Below are 22,795 nucleotides of genomic sequence, written 5' to 3'. Positions count from 1 at the left end.
CAGAGGCGCACAGTACACAAAGAAAAGAACCTAACCCCGCGTACTCTCCATCTCTGCGGATTAATAGCTTAAATCGCAATCGGGCGATTCACACTGCCATAGCGATCCATATACAAGCCTTCAGTCGAAATGGCTGGCTTTTTACCAGAAATCAAGTCTGCAAGAAATTGACCAGAACCACAGGACATAGTCCATCCCAGAGTGCCGTGACCGGTATTCAAAAATAAATTGCGATATGGCGTTGGGCCAATAATCGGTGTACCGTCCGGCGTCATTGGGCGCAAGCCAGTCCAAAATTCCGCTTTGCTAACATCACCACCATGTGGGAACAGATCGGTCACAGAATGCACCAAAGTTTTACGACGTGATTCACGCAAGCGTAAATCGTAACCTGTAATTTCAGCAGTACCGCCAACACGGATACGGTCGCCCAAACGCGTGATCGCGACTTTGTAAGTTTCGTCCATCACGGTCGATTCCGGTGCGCCTGTCGCGTCGGTAATCGGGACGGTGATCGAATAACCTTTGATTGGATACACCGGAATTTTGATGCCCAGCTCACGCAACAAAATCGGCGAATAGCTGCCTAATGCCAACACAAATTTATCAGCGGTGAAACTACCTTTAGAGGTCTGTACGCTCTTCACTTGATCACCTTCTGCGATCACACGTTCTATGCTGACGCCATACTCAAATTTCACGCCCAGACCTTCTGCCAGCTTTGCCAGATTTTGCGTAAATTTAAAACAGTCACCTGTTTCGTCACCTGGCAAGCGCAAAGCACCGACAAATTTTTCACGCACGTTTCTCAATGCCGGCTCTACCCGCAAACATTCGTCACCACTTAAAGTTTCATAAGGCACGCCGTAGCGCTTGAGAATGTCGATATCGGCTTGTGAACCATCAAGTTGTTGCTGATTGCGAAATAATTGCAAAGTTCCTTGCGTGCGCTCATCGTAAGCAATGCCGGTATCTTCACGCAATTGTTGTAAGACATCACGGCTATATTGCGCCATGCGCAACATGCGACCTTTATTGATTTCGTAGCGCTTAGTCGTGCAATTCATCAACATCTGAAATACCCAGCGCCACATCGCTGGATCGGCGCTCGGACGGATTGCTAATGGGCTATGTTCCATCATCAACCACTTAATTGCCTTCATCGGCACGCCAGGTCCTGCCCACGGTGCAGAGTAACCCGGAGAAACTTCTCCGGCGTTCGCAAAACTAGTTTCTAAAGCCGCACCACTTTGACGCTCAATTACCGTGACTTCATGCCCAGCTTTGGCCAGATAGTAGGCAGTAGAGGTACCGATAACGCCAGCTCCCAAGATAACTATTTTCATGTGCTAATTCCTGTAAAGGTGAATCTGATGAATTGTTTGATTGGCTGCTAAACATCAACGTAGTGACGTTGGTAGCGCGGCCCTAAGCTGGTCAAAATTTCATAGCCTATCGTACCTGCCTGCTTTGCCACCTGATCGACGGTATTGTCTGGACAGATCAAATCAACCAAAGCGCCCGGGTACAAAAGTTGCGGATCAACGTGACTAACATTCAGAGTAATCGTATCCATAGAAACATTCCCCACCATAGGCACTTCGATACCTGAGATGTGGGCAACACCGCAATTACTTAAACTGCGCAGCCAACCATCGGCATAGCCGACTGACACTGTAGCAATACGAGAAGGTTGAGTCGCACGCCAAGTTTTGCTGTAACCGACCGAAGCCCCCATAGGGATTTCACGCGTCTGAATAATCCGACCTTGCAATTGAACCACCGATTGCATAGGGCTTTCTTGACCAGCAACCGGGGCGACACCGTATAAGGCAGCACCAGGTCGCGCTAAGTCAAAGTGAAATTCTGATCCGAGGAAGATACCCGAAGAATTCGAAAAACTTGCCTTCGCGTCCGGATACTGCTGGCGCAATTGCGTACACAAATTTTTAAAGGCACTCAATTGCATTTGATTCATAGGGTCAAGCTGATCTTCGGCACAGGCTAAATGGCTCATCACGTAACGCAGATCTATGCCTTCGGTGATAGAAAAATCATTCAACCAAGTCCGCAGTTCTGCTTGAGACAAGCCCATACGAGCCATCCCAGTATCGATTTGGATAATAGCTGGCAGACTGATAGAGCGCTCTTTAGCTAAGATCCGCCAAGCACTGATCTGCTCCAGACTATTGAGCACGGGTGTACAGCCATATTCAATAAATTCAGCCTCGTAACCCACAGGCGAACCATGCATGACGTAAATCGCCACATCGTGTGCAATGTGAGTACGCAGGCTAATTGCCTCTTCCAATTGTGCTACGAACAAATGACGGCAGCCTTCCGCCACCAAAGCCTTAGAAACTGGAATGGCGCCCAAGCCATAGGCGTCCGCCTTAACTGCCGCACCGCATAGCGCAGTACCAAGGCGAGATTGTAAAAATCGATAATTCGCCCGCAAGGCTTTCAAATCGATAGTAAGAAGAGCGCCAGCGCGCCCAGCTTCTTGTTGCATAATGACCTCTGTCAAACTAAACCTGCTCTTTGCTAGCAATCACCGTGCCATGCAGACTATTGCTATGTTTCTGCGATGAAATCAAAGACTTAAGAAATTCCTAGGGAATTTTAACAGAATAAGGTGTATCGAAATAAATACAATAAAAAGAATATATGTTCAACCAAACAAATTTCTTTCTATGAATATTCGGCAAATTCAACACTCGTATCAAAATTAATACACTGGATCAATTCCGATACATTTAAAAATAGAAACGGATGTCCAATCTTAAAATGCCGACACCAAAATCTGAAATTGACTCTGATTGTAAACATCCGGAAACCATTTGAAGTTACATCTATCTGGATCAGTTTTTCCATCCCTTAAACGAACAGAATCCCGTTAACGCCGAGATTCATTAATAGAAAACAAAGTTCGAGTCGGAGTTCATGTTTGAGTTCGATAATCACCAACACAATTAGTAATTAATAAACGTAGCTTAATCCACACAAAAGCGCTCGTAAAAATCACAAGCGAAAACCTCGACCAGTTTTTAGCCTGATCCAGCCTACTTTGATGGTAATATTTTCATTTTTGAAGATATTCAAATATTGACTATCAATTCGATTGCCATCTTTCAACTTTGTCAACCAAGTCTACATTACATGAATCGATTACTTACTTTAATTATTGGATTAATGATCTTATCCGGTTGCACAACAATACGAAAGCAAGCCTTAGACGCTAACAACGCGGCAGCTCTTAAAGATCAAACCATCGCCATTACAACTTATCCGAAACCTGACTTTGCAGCTATGACACCAGTCAAAGCTGCATTGGGCATGATTGGCGCTTTTGCTGCGATTAGCGACGGCAATCAACTTATTGAAAAATATAAGGTGGGTGATCCGGCATTAATAGTGTCAAATGACTTGGCAACTGCCTTAGAAAACAGATTAGGTGTAAAACGAATCACCACCCCACTTAGTGCTACTGACGACGATGTTAGCAAGATTGCTGCGCTTGCAAGCCCATCATCCCAATATGTCCTCGATGTAAAGACCTTCCTTTGGAGTATGAATTATTTCGCCACCGATTGGACGCATTATCGAATTTTCTTCACCGCACGTGCGAGACTAATTAATGCCAATACAAAAGCTGTCGTCGCTGAAGGTTTTTGTAAACACATACCAGAATCAAACACCAATGCACCCACTTACGACGAGTTAATGGCAAATGATGGGGCGCGACTTAAGCTAGAACAGAAGAATGCCGCTAACTCATGCGTCGATACTTTACAAAACGAAATGTTTGCATTCTCAACCGCCGCTGCGTCGCCGACTCAATCGACAATAGCTAGGACTCAAGCAATAACATCTCCTGTTCAACCGACAGCAGAACGTTTGGTTGTTAGTCCTGCACCGGCTACGACGGAAAAGTCGCTAGACTTGCCTATGCAAAACACAGTGCCGCAACAGAATGAACCCGTAGTGGCAAGTACAACACCAACTATGACACCAGTTACGACACCCACTACAACACCAACAAAATCAAGCTCTGCGCCAACTTACGAAAAAATTGAAACAATTCCTTTTAGACTTGGCACATCATCATTCACAGTCGAAAGAATGGCTAAGGAAGCGGGTTGTGTTGGCACCAAAGGGGCGGGATTGGTCTCGCCAATAGGCAGCGTGGAAGTGTATAAAATGAGCTGTGAAGCAAAAAAGGATTTCGTCGCTAAATGCGTCTTGCGCCAATGCACACGAGTGCAGTAAGCAACTTACCCTAACTTGATAAGGCACAGGCCTTATCAAGTTATGTTCCCCACAAATCCCCATTTGGATTAGTGCGCGGTGCAGTCAAGCCGAAATGTTCATAGGCGCTAGCAGTGGCGATGCGCCCACGCGGTGTACGTTGTAAATAACCTTGCTGTATCAGATAAGGCTCAAGCACATCTTCTATCGTATCGCGCTCCTCTCCTATCGCCGCAGCGACATTATCCAAGCCGACTGGACCACCACCAAATTTAAACAAGATGGCTTCGAGTAATTTCCTATCCATTAAGTCAAATCCGACCGCATCCACGTCTAGCATCTTCAATGCCGCATCAGCCATCGGCTTGGTGATTTCACCATCGCCTTTAACCTGCACATAATCACGCACCCGGCGCAAAAGACGATTCGCTATCCTTGGCGTACCACGCGCACGTTTCGCGATTTCAAAAGCGCCATCATCCTTAATCGGGACTTGCAGCAGCGATGCCGAACGAGTGACGATACGACTGAGTTCTTCAGAAGTATAAAATTCCAAACGTGCAACGATACCGAAACGATCACGCAAAGGATTCGTCAGCATCCCAGCGCGAGTAGTCGCGCCAACCAGAGTAAACGGCTGCAAATCCAATTTAACCGAGCGCGCTGCAGGTCCTTCGCCGATCATGATATCGATCTGATAGTCCTCTAAAGCAGGATACAAAATCTCTTCTACCACGGGTGAAAGGCGATGAATCTCATCAATGAATAAAACATCATTCGCTTCCAGATTTGTCAGTAAAGCCGCCAAATCACCAGCGCGTTCCAGCACCGGTCCTGAAGTTTGACGTAGATTCACACCCATCTCACGCGCAATGATGTGCGCTAACGTCGTTTTACCAAGACCTGGTGGTCCAAACAGCAAAGTATGATCAAGTGCTTCTTTACGCTGACGCGCTGCACCGATAAAGATCTCTAACTGATCTCGGATCTTTTCCTGACCAACATATTCATCAAGTTGTTTTGGGCGTAAGGCTCGTTCTATCGCTTCTTCATTGGGTGAAGAAGGCGTCGCCGCGATAATGCGGGTATCTACGAATTGCGTGGAGAGATTGTCGGTTTGTATGCTCATAAAATATCACTATTCGTGTTTAGCTTTTTTGCCCTTATTTAACTCTTAGAAAGAGCCTTCAAAGCCGCTTTAATGCCATCAGAAACACCCGAACCTGCTGGCACCAATTTAAGCGCAGCTAAAGCTTCTTTATCTGAGTAACCAAGCGCGAGCAAAGCATTCAAAATATCCGAGCTATGATCACCCGCCGCTGCCGCAACGCCTGCAGCGCCGAGATCTGCCCCCAACTTACCTTTAAGTTCAAGCAGCAAACGCTCAGCGGTTTTCTTACCGATACCAGGTACCCGAGTTAAACGTCCTGCTTCTTGCAAAGTAATCGCCTGCGCCAGATCAGCCACCGACATACCAGACAAAATCGACAATGCAGTACGCGCCCCGACACCGCTGATTTTGATTAATTGCTTAAAGGTGGTGCGTTCCTCTGCCGTACCAAAGCCAAACAAAACATGCGCATCTTCACGAATCGCCAGATGAGTCAACAAGGCCACTTTTTCACCGAGTGCCGGCAAATTATAAAAAGTGCTCATAGGCACGTCGATTTCATAGCCCACCCCCTGACAATCAACCATGATCTGTGGTGGGTTCTTTTCTATCAGGGTTCCGGCAATACGACCTATCATGCTGAGCTTTCATACTGTATAAATAAGCAGTAATAGTAAACTATTCTAGGGAGATTGACGAGGGATGTGTCGTGCCACATAAAAACTTGCTTAGAATAAGACTGCGACAATTTCAATAGCTTAGCTAACGTCGCATAATTTTTGCCTTTAAGCAGAGGGCGAAAGCCAAAACAAAAAGGAGTGAGCATCTTAAGCTCACTCCTTTTTACAATCCGCACAAATTACCGACTTACGCTAAGTCGTTGCCCATTTACCCAGCAAATGACGATGCAATCAAAATAACTTAGCTATCTTGTTCTACTAAAGCACCACGTATTTCTTCACGACTCAAACTCGGCGCGAATTTTTGTATGAAATCATAGGTGTAAGCGCGCAAGTAAGCACCGCGTCTGACTGCAAGTCGGGTCACATTAGACTGAAATAAATGACTCGCCGAAATGGTACGCAAACCTTGTGCACGTTGGTTTTCATTCCCAGTCTCAATCGCCATCGATGCCACCAGACCTACGCCCAATCCTAAAGCAACATACTGTTGAATCACGTCTGAGTCCATCGCGGTTAACACGATATCGGTCCGCAAGCCAGCTTGTTTGAATGCATCGTCAATATGTCCACGACCAGTAAAACCAACATCGTACGTAATCAATGGATATTTCGCGAGGTCTTCGAGACTTAATTCTACATGCGCTAATAAGGGATGTCCGTCCGGCACCACCACGACGTGATTCCATTCGTAACAAGGAAAGGACACCAGGTCTTTAAATGCGGATAAACCTTCGGTCGCAATCCCGATATCTGCCTTGCCCGACAAGACCCATTCTGCAATATGTTCGGGCGCACTTTGTTGTAAGGCGATACGCACTTCGGGGAAAGCCAAACGAAATTGCTGCACCACTTTCGGTAACACATAGCGCGCTTGGGTATGTGTAGTGGCAATCGCTAAAGTACCGCGTGCTTGATCGGAATAATCGTTGCCCGCCTGACGCAAATTTTCAGCTTCTAACAGCAATCGTTCTATGATGGGCAAGATGCCCTTACCTGGCTCAGTCAAGCCAGTCAAACGCTTACCGTTGCGTTCAAAAATATCGACACCCAGTTCCTCTTCCACTTCGCGGATCTGGCGACTGACACCTGGTTGCGAGGTGTACAAAACATTCGCCACTTCGGTTAAGTTATAACCGCAACGACAGGCTTCACGTATGGAGCGTAATTGTTGGAAATTCATAGTCGTTCCTAGGCACTTACATTATCAACAAACACATGCAGACGTTTCGGTTTCACCACTAATGCTTCGCCCACTTGCAGATTCAAATACACAGCGCGCTCAGTACTAATCATTGCTTCCACGATTTGTCCATTGTCTTCACGTACCAGTTCCAACTGCGCAAGCGGTCCTATGCCATGCACGCGGCGCAACTTCACCACCAACCCAGTGGCACCAACTGTATAGCGATCAATATCTAATTCATGGGGTCGCACATAACCTGTGCCAACCGCATCACGGGTATCGGCATGACCGGGCGCATCAAATGCTACGCCATCCGCATCCAATACACCTTCGTGCACTCGACCATGAAACAGATTCACGTTACCCAAGAAACCATACACAAACGGCGTAGCAGGATGTTGGTAAACTTCGTTCGGTGCGCCGACCTGTTCAACTTTGCCATGATTCATCACCACGATTTTGTCCGCGACTTCAAGTGCCTCTTCCTGATCATGTGTGACAAAAATACTGGTCACATGCAATTCATCATGTAAGCGACGCAACCAACGACGTAACTCTTTACGCACTTTCGCATCTAGTGCACCGAAAGGTTCATCCAACAATAGAACACGCGGCTCGACCGCCAATGCACGCGCTAATGCTATACGCTGACGCTGCCCACCTGAGAGTTGAGGTGGGTAACGATCCGCCAGCCAATCGAGTTGCACTAATTCCAGTAATTTGGTGACCTTTTCTTTGATCTGCGTTTCAGATGGACGCAGATGGCGCGGTTTGACGCGCAGGCCGAATGCGATATTTTCAAAGATGGTCATGTGCTTAAACAAGGCATAATGTTGAAACACAAAGCCTACTTGGCGCTCGCGAACATGCTGATTCGACGCGTCTTCGCCATCCAACAAAACTTGACCGCTATCGGCATACTCCAAACCAGCGATGATGCGCAACAAGGTCGTTTTGCCGCAGCCAGACGGCCCTAACAAAGCCGTTAATTCGCCATTAGGAAAATCTAAAGACACATTATCTAAGGCAGTAAAATTGCCGAAGCGTTTTTGCAATTGATTGACAGCGATGCTCATGTTTTTTCCAATCTTTCAACTTAGTATTTGTAGGGCGAATGCAAGCCTACTTCATTATTCTTGCGGAACACGCTGACGCGATTCGTCAGTTCTCCACTCTACAATCGTCTTCAATGCCAAAGTCACTAGCGCAAGCAAAGTCAATAGAGACGCGACTGCAAAAGCTGCTGTAAAGTTATATTCGTTATACAAAATCTCGACTTGCAAAGGCATAGTATTGGTCTCACCACGAATATGTCCCGACACCACAGACACCGCACCAAATTCACCCATAGCGCGTGCATTACACAGGATCACGCCATATAACAAACCCCATTTGATATTGGGCAAAGTGACAAGCCAAAAAGTTTTCCAACCGGATGCGCCCAATACCAAAGCGGCTTCTTCTTCCTCACTCCCTTGCGCCTGCATCAAGGGTATCAATTCACGTGCAACGAAAGGAAAGGTGACGAAAATCGTTGCCAATACGATGCCTGGTACCGCGAACAAAATCTTGATATCGTGCTCACGCAGCCATTCACCAAACCAGCCTTGGGCGCCAAACAGCAACACGTAAATCAGGCCAGAAATGACAGGCGAAACAGAAAATGGCAGATCAATCAACGTGAGTAAAACATTCTTGCCACGAAATTCAAATTTCGCTATCGCCCATGCCGCCGCCACACCGAATATCAAATTCAAGGGTACCGAAATACCAGCAGCAATCAAAGTTAATTTAATCGCTGACAAGGCATCGGGTTCTCGTATCGCTGTCAGATAGACATCCCAGCCTTTACGCAGAGCTTCCGTGAACACTGCCACTAAAGGAATAAACAAAAACAAAGTAACAAAAGCCAAAGCCAAAGTAAGCAACAATACTCTGACCCAGACTGGCTCTAAAGTCGCCTGCAGTTGCAGCGGCGGTTCTATACGTTTAGTCGTCAAAGTTTGTGTAGACATTATTCTCTCCCCGCTGTTTGACGACGGCGCGTCCACGCTTGCAATCCATTAATCGTCAATAGCAAAATAAAGGAAATAATCAACATCACAACCGCGATCGCCGTAGCTCCCGCATAGTCATATTGCTCCAGCTTAGTAATCATAAACAAAGGTGTGATTTCAGAAATCATAGGCATATTACCGGCGATGAAAATCACGGAGCCATATTCACCTGTTGCTCGCGCAAATGCCAATGCAAAGCCAGTTAGCACCGCGGGTAAAATAGTGGGGAAAATGACTTTCGTGAAGGTTTGCCAGTGACTGGCTCCCAAACTAATCGCTGCCTCTTCCAATTCCTTTTCAGCCTCTTCCAAGACAGGCTGCACGGTTCGTACAACAAAGGGAAGTCCAATAAAAATCAAAGCGACTAAAACACCGAGCGGTGTATATGCCACTTTAATACCCAACGGTACTAGTAGCTTACCCAGCCAACCATTCGGCGCACACAAAGTCGCCAAAGTAATTCCTGCCACCGCCGTGGGTAAAGCGAACGGCAAATCGACAAATGCATCAATTAAACGTTTACCGGGGAATTTATAGCGCACTAAAACCCAAGCCAAGATACCGCCGAAAATCACATTAATAAAAGCGGCCAACAGTGATGCACCAAAAGTCAGGCGATAGGATGCCATCACGCGCTCAGAAGTGACGGTATGCCAGAAGGCATCCCAAGTCATCGTGAACGTCTTGATGAAAACGGCAGACAAAGGAATCAGGACAATTAGGCCCAGATAAAACAGAGTAAATCCAACCGATAAGTGAAAACCAGGAATAACTCGCCTGGCCTTCGCCCGATTTTTTGAAAGAAATGCCATGCGACGCCTTTATTACAGATTTAGCTTTAGATGACGCATGATTGCATGATCGAGTTATATGGAAAACGATTTTTTTCACATTTCTATAGTCATTTTCCGCATAAGATTAAAAAAAACTTCGCCTAATTACAGCATTCCTGTCGGTGCATATCAGAAGTATTTATCCTTAGCGTTTGTGATGCAGAATTCACCAGCGATGGCGCAATAACTGAGCGGGGGATGTCGATCGCATTGCCTTGCGCCGCAAAAGCAATTTGAAAATCTGAAAACTTCTGGAATTTGTCTAAAAGGTCTAATCGATCGACCTTTCGCAACACAATCAAGCATTTTAGTCGCGCCGCATGCACCAATAAATCCTCAAATAAGCACCCGTCTTTGTCTAAAATATGACTTCCAAAATTTAACTTCAAGACATTCGGACGTACCCGTTCTAATAGATCAAAAGCCTGCTCTATGCTGCCTGCATGAACCGCAAAACGAAAACCATTGCGCCTATAGTTTTCTGCCACATGCGATATCGCCCATCGCTGGCTTGCTGATATCGCAGGCAACTGTAAAACAATACGTTGTTGTGGAATATCCAGTTTGCTCAATACTCGCTGAAATGCAGCACCATGGTTGCCCGTGACAGCGGTTAATAGACGATTGTGTACACTCAAATATAAGTCGCTAGTTTGTATTGGCGCTTGGCGAAAAAAATTGATAGCGTGAAGTAAACGACATAGACGATCAAGCTCTACAGACTCGTCATCAGTAGTCGCATGTTCCAATAATTTCAAGATATTTAAGCCCATATCATTCACAGAAACAGTCCGCACAAATGCCTCATATCCCAACAACTCCAGATTATTCCCTGAACGTATAGGTTGAAATACACTGCTCAAACGAGCATTGAAAAAACGCGCAGTAACACGTCCTTCTTTTCCAACAAAAAGATTGCTCGCACTCGATGTTTGTAAGCCATCAAGATAGTGATTTAATCCGACATAAGTCATTTCCTGCTCCTTCTAATCAAATTGAGTCAACACAGCCTAAAAGACAATGCAATAAAAGAAAACGAAGTAATTTGCACTTACATAGATGATTTATGCGATTTCATTTAAAAAATGGAATAAAAAAAGCGCGACATAAGGAATATTTACCAGAGAAAATATCTCCAAGAAATAATTCTAAGTCGCGCAATAGCAAGACTACTGTTTGGTTATAGCTTCATCAAAACCGGGGGACGTTTCGATAAAAGATGTGCCTAAAAACGATAAGTTACCGCTATCTAATTAGGAGATAGTTGGGGGACTATCTCATATCGAAAAACGCAACTAAAAACATATTACTAAGGTCACACAAGCTTTGCGATGGCAGAAAAATCTCTGTCCTTCTACCAAGTAAAAGATGCTTACTTCGATTGATAAATTTGATCGAATACACCTCCGTCAGAAAAATGTTCTTTTTGTGCTTTGGTCCAACCACCGAATACCTCATCGATTTTAAATAAGTTCACTTTCGCAAACTGCCCTGCATATTTTTTCGCTGCGCGTTCCGAAGTCGGACGATAAAAATGCTTTCCTATAATATCTTGTGCTTCTTCGGTGTAAAGATAGTCTAAGTAAGCCTGTGCCACTTTACGCGTACCGCGCTTATCGACAGCCTTATCAACCACGGTCACCGGCGGCTCGGCCAAAATACTTACGCTCGGTGTGACGATCTGCAATTTATCTGCACCAAATTCTTTCAATGCCAGATAGGCCTCGTTCTCCCAAGTAATCAACACGTCGCCAATACCGCGCTCAGAAAAAGTGACGGTAGAACCACGCGCTCCAGAGTCCAGCACTGGCACATTTTTAAACAACTTCTGCACAAAATCTTTGGCGCTCGTAACAGTCCCAGCATTTTGCTTTAAAGCGTAACCCCAAGCTGCCAAATAATTCCAGCGCGCGCCACCAGACGTTTTTGGATTCGGCGTAATCACCGAAACACCTGGCTTAATCAAATCATTCCAATCTCTAATTGCTTTTGGATTCCCTTTACGCACCAAGAACACAATTGTCGATGTATAAGGCGATGCATTATGCGCCAGACGTTTCTGCCACGCCTTATCAAGCAAACCCTTCTCTGCAACCGCATCAATATCGTAGGCCAAAGCCAAGGTCAACACATCAGCATCCAGTCCATCAATCACTGCACGCGCTTGCTTACCAGAACCACCATGAGATTGTTTGATACTCAGTTTATCGCCCGTTTTAGCTTGCCAATACTTCGCAAATGATGTGTTCACATCTTGGTATAACTCACGGGTCGGATCGTAGGATACGTTGAGTAATGTGACATCTGCCGCATAGGCGAATGACGCAAAGCTAGTTACGCTCAATGCAAATACACAAGCAATGATTTTCTTTAACTTCATTTTCTCAATCTCCACACAAATAATTAATTAAACAATGTAGGTAGATTAAGGATACTGGTTAAGTTTGAAAACGAATGATTTCGCGTTTGTATATGCGTTTTTTGATAAAAATCGATAGACCTGAAAAACTACTCCAAAGCAAAACGCAATGCACTAGGCGTCAATCCTGTCCATCGTTTAAATGATCGCCTAAAATTGGTTGCGTCATGAAACCCCAGATAGCTGGCGACAGCTTCATTATCCATGCCTTGAAAATGGAACAAATACAGTGCCATGTGAGTACGAACTTGATCTAGCTCCGCTTGAAAATGGGTGCCATGTCTTGCCAAGTGGCGCTTAAATGTTGCACTACTACAGCCGAAATAGTGTGCGGCATTTTCTAGACTTGGCGCACAACGCAAATTCAGTGCGAGGTAATCATACAATTGTGGAATAATGCTTTGCGCTTGTCGCTTTTGTGCTGATTCCGCAGCTAACTCCCTCGTCGCTTGTTGCAGAGCCAATTCAAGATTAATTGCGTTTCCTCGTGGCCAAGCCATATCCAAATACTCACTAGGAATGATCATCGCATCGAGATAGCAATCAAAGCGTAAATCACGTCCTAAATGTACTTGATGCTGTTCTATATGACGAGCTTGAGCACGATTAAAGCAATAACGCCACGGTAAGCGTTTTTCACTCAGCCAACGGCACATAGCGGTAACGGCTGTCATATGCATCTCTACCAAAAACGGTAGCATGCCGGGCGCGCCCCACTGGTCCATCCAATACAAAATCATCTGTCCGTTCTCTTCCTTCAATCTTGGGGTCAAAAGCGGACACAAGCTTGTCTGGAATTGCAGCAAGATTTGTAAGGCTTGTCGTAAATTTTGCGCATGTAACAAGGCCTGACTCGAGCCACCATAGTGTCCGGGCAGCATATGCTGTCCTAGAATGAAACTAGTGTCACTGCTGTTCAAAGAGCGTGCGAGATGCTGTAGTAAATTAAGATATTGATCGGGGCTAATCAGAGCTTCTTTGTTCAGAAAAGCATGCTCATCAATTTTGCTGACCTTACGCAGATTGGTCAAATCGACGTCAAATCGCTTTGCGTTTTCCCACGCCTGCATTGCATGATGCTGCGCATACAAGCAAGGATCAATACTAGACAGGTAGCTCATATCAATCTAACGAATCAGGCACAAGCTGGCGAGGCCGGCGTCCTTACTATTCTTGCTGGCACCTCTCCAGACATGGACGTTCGTTCGAGCGGATCGAGGCGTTCCAACAAATTGTCTAAGTTCTCAGCCGCTTCGCTGCATACCGCGCGCATGGTGATTTGGATTTGTACCTGCCGGCTCTGTGTGTAGAAGTGCATTTGTGCCACCATCGCACATAAGTGATTTAATTTTCTTTGTGCTTCGATAGGCGTAGTGGTTGGCATGTAGATAGCAAAACGATCACCGGCATAACGGCATAAAACATCTTGATTCGACAAATTAAGTAACAGCATATGTGCTACGGCCTGCAACGCCCGATCGCCTTCATCAACACCGTGCTCCCGATTAAGCAGATGAAAGGAATTGATATCAAGTAGAGCGACGCAATTCGACACATCCGTATGACGTTCTTGCTCCATCAAAATCAAGCGACGCAGATAATTTGCGTCAACCAACTGCGTGACTCTGTCAAAAGCTTGATGATCGCGAAATAAACGCTCGCGTTTTTGCAAATGCAGGTTGAGAGAAAACTGCTCGTGACGCCAAAAGTACAAACCCGCTGTCAAAATCAACATGCCACCCAAGGTGAACACCGCCTCCAGCCAATGATCCCAGCGCTGCTCTTTGCCGATTTTGTAGAACTCATCCAAGCAATCCGCCCAAGCGCCCAGCATTATCAAACCCATACCCGCTGCCAGCAAATAGGTAACCTTACCTCGGGGCCTGCTACTTAGGGTCATCAATAACCACACGCCAGCCAACAGCGAGGTACCACCTTCCGCCACTACGTCTAACCACTGTATCGCACCAGCGGGTTTCGCCATACCCACCGTGCTATAAGCGAAGAAAGTGGCGATAGCCGCAAGTAACAATACAGCGAGAGGTGTTTTATGAAGAGCGAGCATGGTAATACCTGTGTTGGTTAAGCTTGAATCCGCATGAATTTGCAGGAATCGCGCGAGAGTAAACATCAGGTATGACAAGAAAATGACATAGCCAGATTCTTTTTGCGCATAGCGATTTTTCGTCAACAAAAACAACACAGGTGCAAACAGCTCACAGAAAATTGATTACAGGTTTTGCAAAGAACAATTACAAATAGCCCGGGCGGGGTTGAACAGGCTAGAAATGCGCGAGCTACACACATTTGCAATGTAGTCATTTCAGCTCAAAATTCTTCATTAAACTAGACAAATCAACCGAAATTCATGAGTGCCGAGGCATACCTCATCGATCTGTAATCCAATTGACATAATTGACTTCTAGACTGCGGACTTTTCCAATCTCAATCCGGTCAGCACATCATGAAACTCAGTAAACATTCAAGAAATAAAACATATCAATCACTCGCTTCAAAAAATGCTTCAAAGCTAGGTCAGCTCAGCGTTATCACTTTTGGCGTGCTCTGCATGATGCAAGCGCAAGCTCAGGGCAATGCGAGCGGCGCTACCAGTAGCCTAGAACCACAAAGCATTACTATCAGTGGGCAACGTGCCAGTATGCGTAAAGCTTTAGAACTACAAGAAAAAGCCGACAATATTGTGAGCGTGATTAGCAGCGATGACATCGGTGCCTTACCTGATAAGAATGCGGCTGAAGCTTTGGCACGTTTGCCTGGCGTATCCGTCCAACGCGATCAGGGCGAAGGTCGCTATATCACCGTGCGTGGCTTAGGACCAGATCTGAATGCCATTACGATCAATGGTGCGTTGGTGCCTTCTCCAGAAGCCAGTCGCCGCGCTGTGGCGCTCGACGTTCTCCCTTCCGGCATTATTCGCACCTTAGAGGTCATCAAAACATTGCGCCCAGATATGGATGCCAACTCTTTAGGTGCGACGGTGGAGGTCAAAGCATTGACCGGTTTTGATTTGCCACAACAGGTAATGTCCATGAATGCGGGTGTCAGTTATGACGAAAACATCAAAAAGACTAGCCCCAACCTCGGCCTTTTGTTTGCTGATCGCTGGCTTGATGGGCGATTTGGCATCGCGCTAGGATTGAGCGCCGAAAAGCGCAAGTTTGGTTCCGACAATGTGGAAACAGGCGGCGCCTGGAGCAATGGTAAATTAGCTGGCTTCGAAATGCGTGACTATCTACCGGTGCGTGAACGTCAGGCATTTGCACTAAATTTGGATTGGCGTCCAAGCAGTGACAGTAGCTATTTCATGCGTAGCTTTTTGAGTAAATTTAGCGACGATGAAGTGCGCGATCGCCTCACTGTCAGCAATGTCAGTGGCGGTGCATTAACCGAAGGCGTACCCGCAACGGCGCGGCTTGAACGACGCCTTCGCCAACGCAAGTACACACAAGAGATTAGTTCTGTCCTGCTCGGCACGGAACAGATGATTCAAGGCTGGAAATTAGAAGCAAATATAGCACAAAGTACGGCCTCAGATGACACGCCAGACGCCTTGAATGATGCTCGTTTCCGTGGCACGGCAAACTTCAGCGATATTAGTTTTACACAAACCAATTTGCCAAAATTGAGTGCGCCTGTCAGTGCTTATGATCCAAGTAAATTCGCTTTAAATGCACTGACTTTCCAGACCCGTTTTTCAGATGATAAAGAACAGCACGCTCGGATTGATCTCGGCAAAACCTTTTCATTTGGTAGCTGGGACTCAAAATTAAAATTCGGTATTAAGCATAGCCAGCGAAATAAGAAAAACGATACGGATCAATTTGCTTATAGCAGTAGCACAAGTGCCGCCAATTACTGGGGCGCAGGCGCGACTTCCATGTCGGCTTTTGTGAATGGCGAACTCGATTACAAATTAGGTCGTATCGGATTGGCACTTGATCCAGTCGCATTACGAGCACGAGTAGCAAGCGCCAACCGCAACGCGGCACGTTCAGCGACGGAATCAGCAATCAATGATTTTTCGATTGATGAAAATATCGATGCTGCCTATCTGCAAAATGGCTTTCATTTTGACGACTTAAGCCTGTTAGTCGGCACGCGTTTAGAGCGTACCAAATTTGATGCGTTCGGAAATAAGATTGTCGCCGGTGTCAGCGCACCAACCCAAAACGAGCGTTCATACAGTAACTGGTTACCGACTTTACAAGGGCGCTACGATCTCGACCCAAAAACCAGCCTACGCGCGGCATGGACGAATGCGGTGGTACGTGCCAATTTTAGCCAACTAGCACCCGGCATCAATTTGATCAGCAATACCGAAGCACAAATCGGCAATCCCCTGCTCAATGCGATGAAAGCAAGCAACTTAGATCTGGGCATAGAACGCCGCTTACAAGATGATGGCAGCGTATCAGCTTACCTATTTCATAAAGATATTAAGAACTTTACTTACACCACCAACCTCGCAGGCACAGCACCCTGGACCAACTATACTAGCGCGATCAGCTACGCCAATGGTGACAAGGCCACCGTACGAGGCATAGAACTTGGTTACAGCCAATCTCTGCGTATGCTTCCTGCGCCATTCAATCATCTGATTTTTTCAGCGAATCTAAGCTTAAGTCAGTCTGACGCGAATATAGGACGTTTCGACAAAACGACTAACAGTTACAAAACGCGCAGCATCAAGCTACCTGGCCAATCTGATCGTGTTGGCAATCTGATGCTAGGTTATGAAGATGGTCCTATCAGTACCCGCCTCGCACTCAACTATAAATCACCTTATTTGTTAGAACTAGGTGCCGACATACTGTCAGCACAACAAGATCGCATGGTCGATACGCAAAAACAACTTGATTTCTCTATTGCTTACCAAATCAATCGTCGCTATCAAATAGTCTTTGAAGCGAATAATTTGAACAATGAAGTCTACTATGTGTATCAAGCAGAGAAAGCATTGAATGCGCAGTATGAGCAATATGGTCGTACCTACAAAGCGAGTTTGAAGATCAATTTTTAAACTACCCTATACAATTTTTCATATGTGATAAGCGGCGGCGACTGAGCCGCAGCTTTCATCCATTAAGACCGGTTCGCGACGAATTCAATCGAATTTATAGAACCGTCCACAACTATTTTTAAGAACATTTTTTATGCAAAATCAAAATAGAATTAAGTCAAAATGCTGGCGCGGCCTTGGCATTATCGCGCTCACTTTTCTATCAGCTGGGATGGTATTACCTGCAAGCAGTGCACAAACAATAAAGCCGACACCAAACGCGATAAAAGCACTTCCCAATTTCATTCAAACCTCATTGGATTTCCGCGCTTTGAGGAGTGGTGATTGGCTAGTATTGGATAAAAAGGCCTTGCGTTTGCTCACGGCAGATGGCCTTGAGCGTGCTTCGTATAAAGTGCGTGCCAAACATTTTGATCTGCGAGAAAATGATAATCATGCACTGGCGGTTTTAATTGACAGTGATACGCAACATGCATTGCCGATACAGGTTCAAGATGGAAAACTAAGGCTGGCAATGGAAATGCCAGCACCTTCTAGTTCACTAGAATCAAGCTGCCTGTTCCGCGACGCACAACAACTTACGCATTTGTTTGTTATCGCAAAAGACGGCCACGCACAACAGTGGTTACTCGATGCGGCGAAACCACGCCTAGTGCGAAATATGGCACTGCCAGCTAACGTCAAATTCTGTGAAGTAGATGATCAAACTGAAACCCTGTATATCAACGAAGAGCACTTTGGCTTATGGGCCTATTCCGCCCAATCGGAGAGCAGCGTCGCACGAAGAGCAGTGCTATTGCGTCAGCCTTATGGTCGCTTACTATCCGGTGCACACACTATTCAAGGAATTAGTGGTGGTATCGCGGTGCTGGATGAAGCTGGGACAAGTATTAGCGTTCTACGCGCAGCACAACAAGAATGGAAACTCGCTGAAAATTTGTCGAAGAAAAACTACGCGACGTGGCCGCAACATGCAGGCTTACTACGCTCACACGAAACCGCTAAGACCATCACCTTTTACCTGCGCGACGACGATAAAAAATCCTGGTTCGCTTTGAACGCCAAGAGCCTGGCAAAGAACTCGTCGTCGAAACAAAAGGACGAAGTAATTCCAGTTCTTATTCCCCAAGCACAGACCGAAGAAATGAGTCGCCTGGGGGATGCTGCCGATGATCCTGCGATCTGGCGTCACCCCAAAGACAGCAAACTTAGCCGCGTTCTTGGCACGAATAAAAAACAAGGCTTATTGGTCTACGACTTAGAAGGTAAGCAAACCCAACTCTTGGAAGTTGGTCGCTTGAACAATGTCGATGTGCGTCAAAATATTCAGTGGCAGGACAGCAACAGCGATGTCGCCATCTCGACCCAACGTGACGACAATAGTCTGGTAGTCTTTGACATCGACGCGAATGGCATGGTCAAGGAAACGAGTCGCATCGCAACCGGTATGGAAAAAATTTATGGCACTTGCCTTTACCAACCAAATCGAGGTGGTCTAGAAGCCTTCGTCAACGACAAAGATGGTCTGGTGCAACACTGGCGCATCGAGAGAAAAAATGGCACTTATGTCGGCACACAACTACGTCACTTTAAGATTGCTACACAACCAGAGGGTTGCGTAGTGGACGACAAGAATGCACGCCTATTTATCGGTGAAGAAAAACGCGGTGTTTGGTTAGCAAATGCGGATGCCGCTACTAATACATCAGACAACAAACCACTACAATTAATCGCCAAAGTTGACCAACATTTACACGCAGACGTTGAAGGACTGGCGCTGTATCATGGCAAACAAGCGAGTTATCTGCTGGTATCGAGCCAAGGTGATAGTAGCTATGTGATTTATGATGCACAAGCACCATTTGCCTATCGCGGCAAATTTCGAATTGGCTTTAATACTTCACGCGGCATAGATGGCAGCTCAGAAACCGATGGCATAGAAGTTAGCTCGGCGAATTTTGGCGCGCCTTACGAAGACGGTATCTTTATCGTGCAAGATGGGCATAAGCACTTACCCGATGGCGCCCAGAATTTTAAGTATATAGACTGGAAACAAATTGCACGTGCACTCCGCCTTACGTACTAGAGTCGGCTGAAGACCTAAGCGGCTTTACTTATTTGGTTATTACAATTTAGCTCATGCAAGTTTGGACTTTTGTGTGTATTGTTATGGGCGCGAGAAGATTCTCTAAAGATTTATCGCGCCCAACAACACATTCAAATACCGACGAGGAGAGCAAGAATGGCACAGCAGTTCCCCAGCAAAACCGCGAATGATTTTCATCCAGAAGTACTAAAACTATTTGATCAATACGTGCATGGCGGTTTGAGCCGTCGTGGATTTTTGAGTTCGGCGAGCAAATATGCCGCTGGCGTAGTGACTGCTGAAGGTTTACTGCAAGCCTTGAGCCCTAATTTCGCTATGGCGCAACAAGTTAAAGCAGACGATGTACGCATTGTTGCCAGCTATGTTGAATATCCATCACCCAATGGTTATGGCACTTTACGTGGCTATTTAGTAAAGCCTGCGAATGCCAAAGGCCCTCTTCCTACCGTATTAGTCGTGCATGAAAATCGTGGACTAAATCCGCACATTGAAGATGTAGCACGTCGTGTCGCGCTTGATGATTTCATCGCCTTTGCGCCTGACGCCTTGTTTCCGTTGGGCGGTTATCCAGGCACTGAGGATAAAGCTCGTGAATTGTTCCCTAAATTGGATCAGGCAAAAACACGTGAAGATTTCATCACGGCTGCTGGCATCTTGAAAACCATCGCTGGTGGCAATGGCAAAGTCGGTGTCGTTGGTTTTTGCTATGGTGGTGCGATTGCCAATTTGCTCGCGACCAAAATCCCTGACTTGGCTGCTGCTGTCCCCTTTTACGGCGGTGCACCGGCATTAGATTCCGTGGCAAATATCAAAGCAGAAGTTTTGGTACATCACGCAAGCAAAGACGAGCGTTTGGTTGCAGGCTGGCCTAAATATGAAGAGGCTTTAAAAGCGGCTGGTGTGAAGTATCAAGGCTTTGTTTATGACGGTGTGGAACACGGTTTCAATAACGACACCACACCACGCTTTGATCAGGCCGCTGCGAAGTTAGCATGGACTCGCACGATTGATTTATTTAAACGCACCTTAGCCTAAGCCACGGTGCGTCGGGCGCTATAACACGCGGTACGCGAGGTGATCTAAGCGTACCCGACTCAAGCGCTGTAGCAATTGTCGTACTTTATCCGGGTAATCTTTCAGACTTTCCAAATCACGATAGTGCTGCAGCCTTGTCGTATGTTGCATGATACTGTTTAGTTCCGTTTGTCTTTGCACCGTTAACTCACCACTAGGGTCAGTAAACAACAAAGCATTTTCCAAATCAAGGCTGAACGCGCGTGGATTTAAATTATTCCCAGTGACCAGCGTGTACAAGTCATCGATCCATACCCCTTTGAGATGGTAAGTATTGTCGCCATCTTTCCATAGATGTACTTGCAATGCTGCGCTACTAATTTCCGCCTGATGCTTTTTCACAAAACGACGCAAGTTAACTTCGTACAAATACGGCAAACACCCTATGGCTTTATACGCCTGTTGCGGCGGGATATAAAAGTCGTTGGCGGTCTTATCGCCCACGATAATGTTGACTTTCACATCGCGTTTGAGCGCACGATTTACCTCCCTCATCACAGGGCGAGGGAAATTAAAATAAGGTGTACATATCGTAATCTGCTTCTGTGCCGCCGCTAGTAGCTGACATAGGCTACGATTCAACAGATTATCTTTGCCGAGTCCAGAAATACTTGTCACACAAAGGCTATGGGTATCTTCAATACTTTGGTTACCTGGCAATTCGTAAGTCACCCCTTTTAGATGTTCGCGCAATCCACGCATTTCAACTCGCAGATCTTTCGTTCTTGGAATATCGGCGACATCTAATCGATGTACTGCCGCTGATGACAAGACATGGCGCCGCACCCAATCAACCATGCTATTGGCCAAACGTGCATTTTCAATTAACCAATAACGATCGTGGCGATATTTATCAAATTGTTGCAAATACACGTTATTAATACTGGCGCCGCTGTAAGTCACCGTATCGTCGATGACAAAGCCCTTCAAATGAAACACGCCAAATAACTCACGTGTTTGCACTGGTACGCCATAGATAGGTATGACACCACCATGGGCGGCGCTTTGAGCTTGATACCAAGCCGCGTTACCCGCAACTTTACCCGGTATTTTTTGCTCGCCAATCAAGCCGCGTTGCGCGCGATGCCAGTCGACCAGCACATGAATTTGCAAAGCAGGATTTAAGCGCTGAGCCGCATAGAGGGCATCCAATACGACTTGCCCAGCCTCGTCATGCTGCAAATACAAACTACACAAATAGATTCTATGCTTTGCCTGAGCGATCTGCTCTAGCAAGCTTTGTCTAAACTGTGTGGCGCTATTTAAGATACGAATTGCGTCGGCTTGAACCGGAATTTGCGGAAGTTCAGTCAATCTCGGACTGGATTTAAAAAGGCGCATTTGTTTGCTGGCTCAGTTCAACCTAGGGAAGAACAGAAAAACTATTAAGGCCTTGATTATATCGAGAGGCAACAAAAAAAGAAAATTATTGCGGCTTAAGCGTTTGAATTCTATAGAAAAGTTAAGGGGCTGCTAGCACTCAAATGGGGGAAGCGTTCAAGCCCAATGCAGTGCTGAGACCATTGAGTGATAGAGCTAATTACCGGTGTCTTTGGAGAGCTACGCCCTTAAAAATTGACACAGTCAATTGTTAGTGATTTTGCCCTGCATAATCATTTTCTTGGTAAGTGCCATCAAAGTGGTAGCTGAATCTTCTTCACCGCCATTCTTTAGGCATAGCTCTCATGCTATTTTTCAAATTCACATTGAATTCCCAAGCCTGGTTTGACCTTGTAGCCGATGCACTTACATGTATTTAGATTTCAAATCAAAGTACCTTGCTTCCCTCCTCTCCAATATTGCAATTTGAGTAGGCCAAACACGCGCTCGGCAATAATACTTACCCTATTTCGAGCTAGAAGGAATAGTGGCTTGATTAATACAAAAAAGTGTTGGCTTAATGCATCAATAAACAGAAAATCGGGAAATAAGCGCAACGCGAAAAAAAAAGAATTCATAATTGGATTATGGTGTGAGGCATGAGAGGAAATGCCAATAGCGGATTTGTCGACTCGATTACATGTAACAGCTTATCCAAA

General features: G+C 45.9%; 17 protein-coding genes. 4 read left to right on the top strand and 13 right to left on the bottom strand.

What is annotated here, in order from left to right; all coding sequences use genetic code 11:
- Window positions 1-68: 68 nt before the first annotated feature.
- Both ACO0KZ_RS18625 and alr read right to left on the bottom strand, forming a co-directional pair.
- Entirely contained in the window at window positions 69-1,346 is a 1,278-nt protein-coding gene (locus ACO0KZ_RS18625; RefSeq protein ID WP_422997995.1) for a D-amino acid dehydrogenase, read from the bottom strand.
- 47 nt (window positions 1,347-1,393) lie between these two features.
- Window positions 1,394-2,512: an alanine racemase gene (gene alr / locus ACO0KZ_RS18620; protein WP_422997993.1), complete on the bottom strand. Its 1,119-nt coding sequence runs from the start codon at window positions 2,510-2,512 to the stop codon at window positions 1,394-1,396.
- A 647-nt stretch (window positions 2,513-3,159) separates the two neighbouring features.
- On the opposite strand from alr, the gene ACO0KZ_RS18615 reads away from it, so the two are divergent.
- Window positions 3,160-4,269 carry a hypothetical protein gene (locus ACO0KZ_RS18615; protein WP_422997991.1) on the top strand — a complete coding sequence of 370 codons (1,110 nt, stop codon included), beginning with the start codon at window positions 3,160-3,162 and terminating at the stop codon, window positions 4,267-4,269.
- 40 nt (window positions 4,270-4,309) lie between these two features.
- Here the strand turns inward: ACO0KZ_RS18615 and ruvB are convergent, their stop codons facing one another.
- The 10 genes from ruvB to ACO0KZ_RS18565 all read right to left on the bottom strand — a co-directional run bounded on the left by ruvB (window position 4,310) and on the right by ACO0KZ_RS18565 (window position 14,599).
- A complete protein-coding gene (gene ruvB / locus ACO0KZ_RS18610; RefSeq protein ID WP_422997989.1) occupies window positions 4,310-5,377 on the bottom strand; it encodes a Holliday junction branch migration DNA helicase RuvB in 1,068 nt (355 codons plus the stop codon).
- 38 nt (window positions 5,378-5,415) lie between these two features.
- Complete coding sequence (gene ruvA, locus ACO0KZ_RS18605; protein WP_422997987.1) at window positions 5,416-5,997, bottom strand: Holliday junction branch migration protein RuvA; 582 nt, start codon at window positions 5,995-5,997, stop codon at window positions 5,416-5,418.
- 283 nt (window positions 5,998-6,280) lie between these two features.
- A complete protein-coding gene (locus ACO0KZ_RS18600) occupies window positions 6,281-7,222 on the bottom strand; it encodes a CysB family HTH-type transcriptional regulator (protein ID WP_422997985.1) in 942 nt (313 codons plus the stop codon).
- Window positions 7,223-7,230: 8 nt separating this feature from the next.
- Window positions 7,231-8,301, bottom strand: a complete 1,071-nt coding sequence (locus ACO0KZ_RS18595) for a sulfate/molybdate ABC transporter ATP-binding protein (RefSeq protein WP_422997983.1) — start codon at window positions 8,299-8,301, stop codon at window positions 7,231-7,233.
- 54 nt (window positions 8,302-8,355) lie between these two features.
- A complete protein-coding gene (cysW, locus tag ACO0KZ_RS18590; protein WP_422997981.1) occupies window positions 8,356-9,240 on the bottom strand; it encodes a sulfate ABC transporter permease subunit CysW in 885 nt (294 codons plus the stop codon).
- Window positions 9,240-10,094: a sulfate ABC transporter permease subunit CysT gene (gene cysT, locus ACO0KZ_RS18585; protein ID WP_422997979.1), complete on the bottom strand. Its 855-nt coding sequence runs from the start codon at window positions 10,092-10,094 to the stop codon at window positions 9,240-9,242. The genes cysW and cysT overlap by 1 nt, the downstream gene beginning before the upstream one ends.
- A 122-nt stretch (window positions 10,095-10,216) precedes the next feature.
- Window positions 10,217-11,089, bottom strand: a complete 873-nt coding sequence (locus ACO0KZ_RS18580) for an EAL domain-containing protein (protein WP_422997977.1) — start codon at window positions 11,087-11,089, stop codon at window positions 10,217-10,219.
- 398 nt (window positions 11,090-11,487) lie between these two features.
- Window positions 11,488-12,495 (bottom strand): sulfate ABC transporter substrate-binding protein, encoded by a 1,008-nt coding sequence (locus ACO0KZ_RS18575; RefSeq protein WP_422997975.1) that lies wholly within the window; start codon window positions 12,493-12,495, stop codon window positions 11,488-11,490.
- A 128-nt stretch (window positions 12,496-12,623) separates the two neighbouring features.
- Window positions 12,624-13,655, bottom strand: coding sequence for an AraC family transcriptional regulator ligand-binding domain-containing protein (locus ACO0KZ_RS18570; protein WP_422997973.1), 1,032 nt, complete (start codon window positions 13,653-13,655; stop codon window positions 12,624-12,626).
- Between the two features lie 14 nt (window positions 13,656-13,669).
- Window positions 13,670-14,599 (bottom strand): GGDEF domain-containing protein, encoded by a 930-nt coding sequence (locus ACO0KZ_RS18565; RefSeq protein ID WP_422997971.1) that lies wholly within the window; start codon window positions 14,597-14,599, stop codon window positions 13,670-13,672.
- 504 nt (window positions 14,600-15,103) lie between these two features.
- Between ACO0KZ_RS18565 and ACO0KZ_RS18560 the strand changes: the two genes are divergently transcribed.
- The 3 genes from ACO0KZ_RS18560 (at window position 15,104) to ACO0KZ_RS18550 (ending at window position 20,717) form a co-directional block, all read left to right on the top strand.
- Window positions 15,104-17,575, top strand: coding sequence for a TonB-dependent receptor (locus tag ACO0KZ_RS18560; protein WP_422997969.1), 2,472 nt, complete (start codon window positions 15,104-15,106; stop codon window positions 17,573-17,575).
- 133 nt (window positions 17,576-17,708) lie between these two features.
- Entirely contained in the window at window positions 17,709-19,661 is a 1,953-nt protein-coding gene (locus ACO0KZ_RS18555; protein WP_422997967.1) for a phytase, read from the top strand.
- A gap of 156 nt (window positions 19,662-19,817) precedes the next feature.
- Entirely contained in the window at window positions 19,818-20,717 is a 900-nt protein-coding gene (locus tag ACO0KZ_RS18550; protein WP_422997965.1) for a dienelactone hydrolase family protein, read from the top strand.
- 18 nt (window positions 20,718-20,735) lie between these two features.
- Here the strand turns inward: ACO0KZ_RS18550 and pssA are convergent, their stop codons facing one another.
- Window positions 20,736-22,097, bottom strand: a complete 1,362-nt coding sequence (pssA, locus tag ACO0KZ_RS18545) for a CDP-diacylglycerol--serine O-phosphatidyltransferase (protein WP_422997963.1) — start codon at window positions 22,095-22,097, stop codon at window positions 20,736-20,738.
- Window positions 22,098-22,795 lie beyond the last annotated feature (698 nt).

The organism is Undibacterium sp. Di24W (assembly GCF_049340325.1).
Lineage (GTDB): Bacteria > Pseudomonadota > Gammaproteobacteria > Burkholderiales > Burkholderiaceae_D > Undibacterium.
Note: the sequence above shows the minus strand (reverse complement) of the source record. Positions and strands in the feature narration are given on the sequence as shown.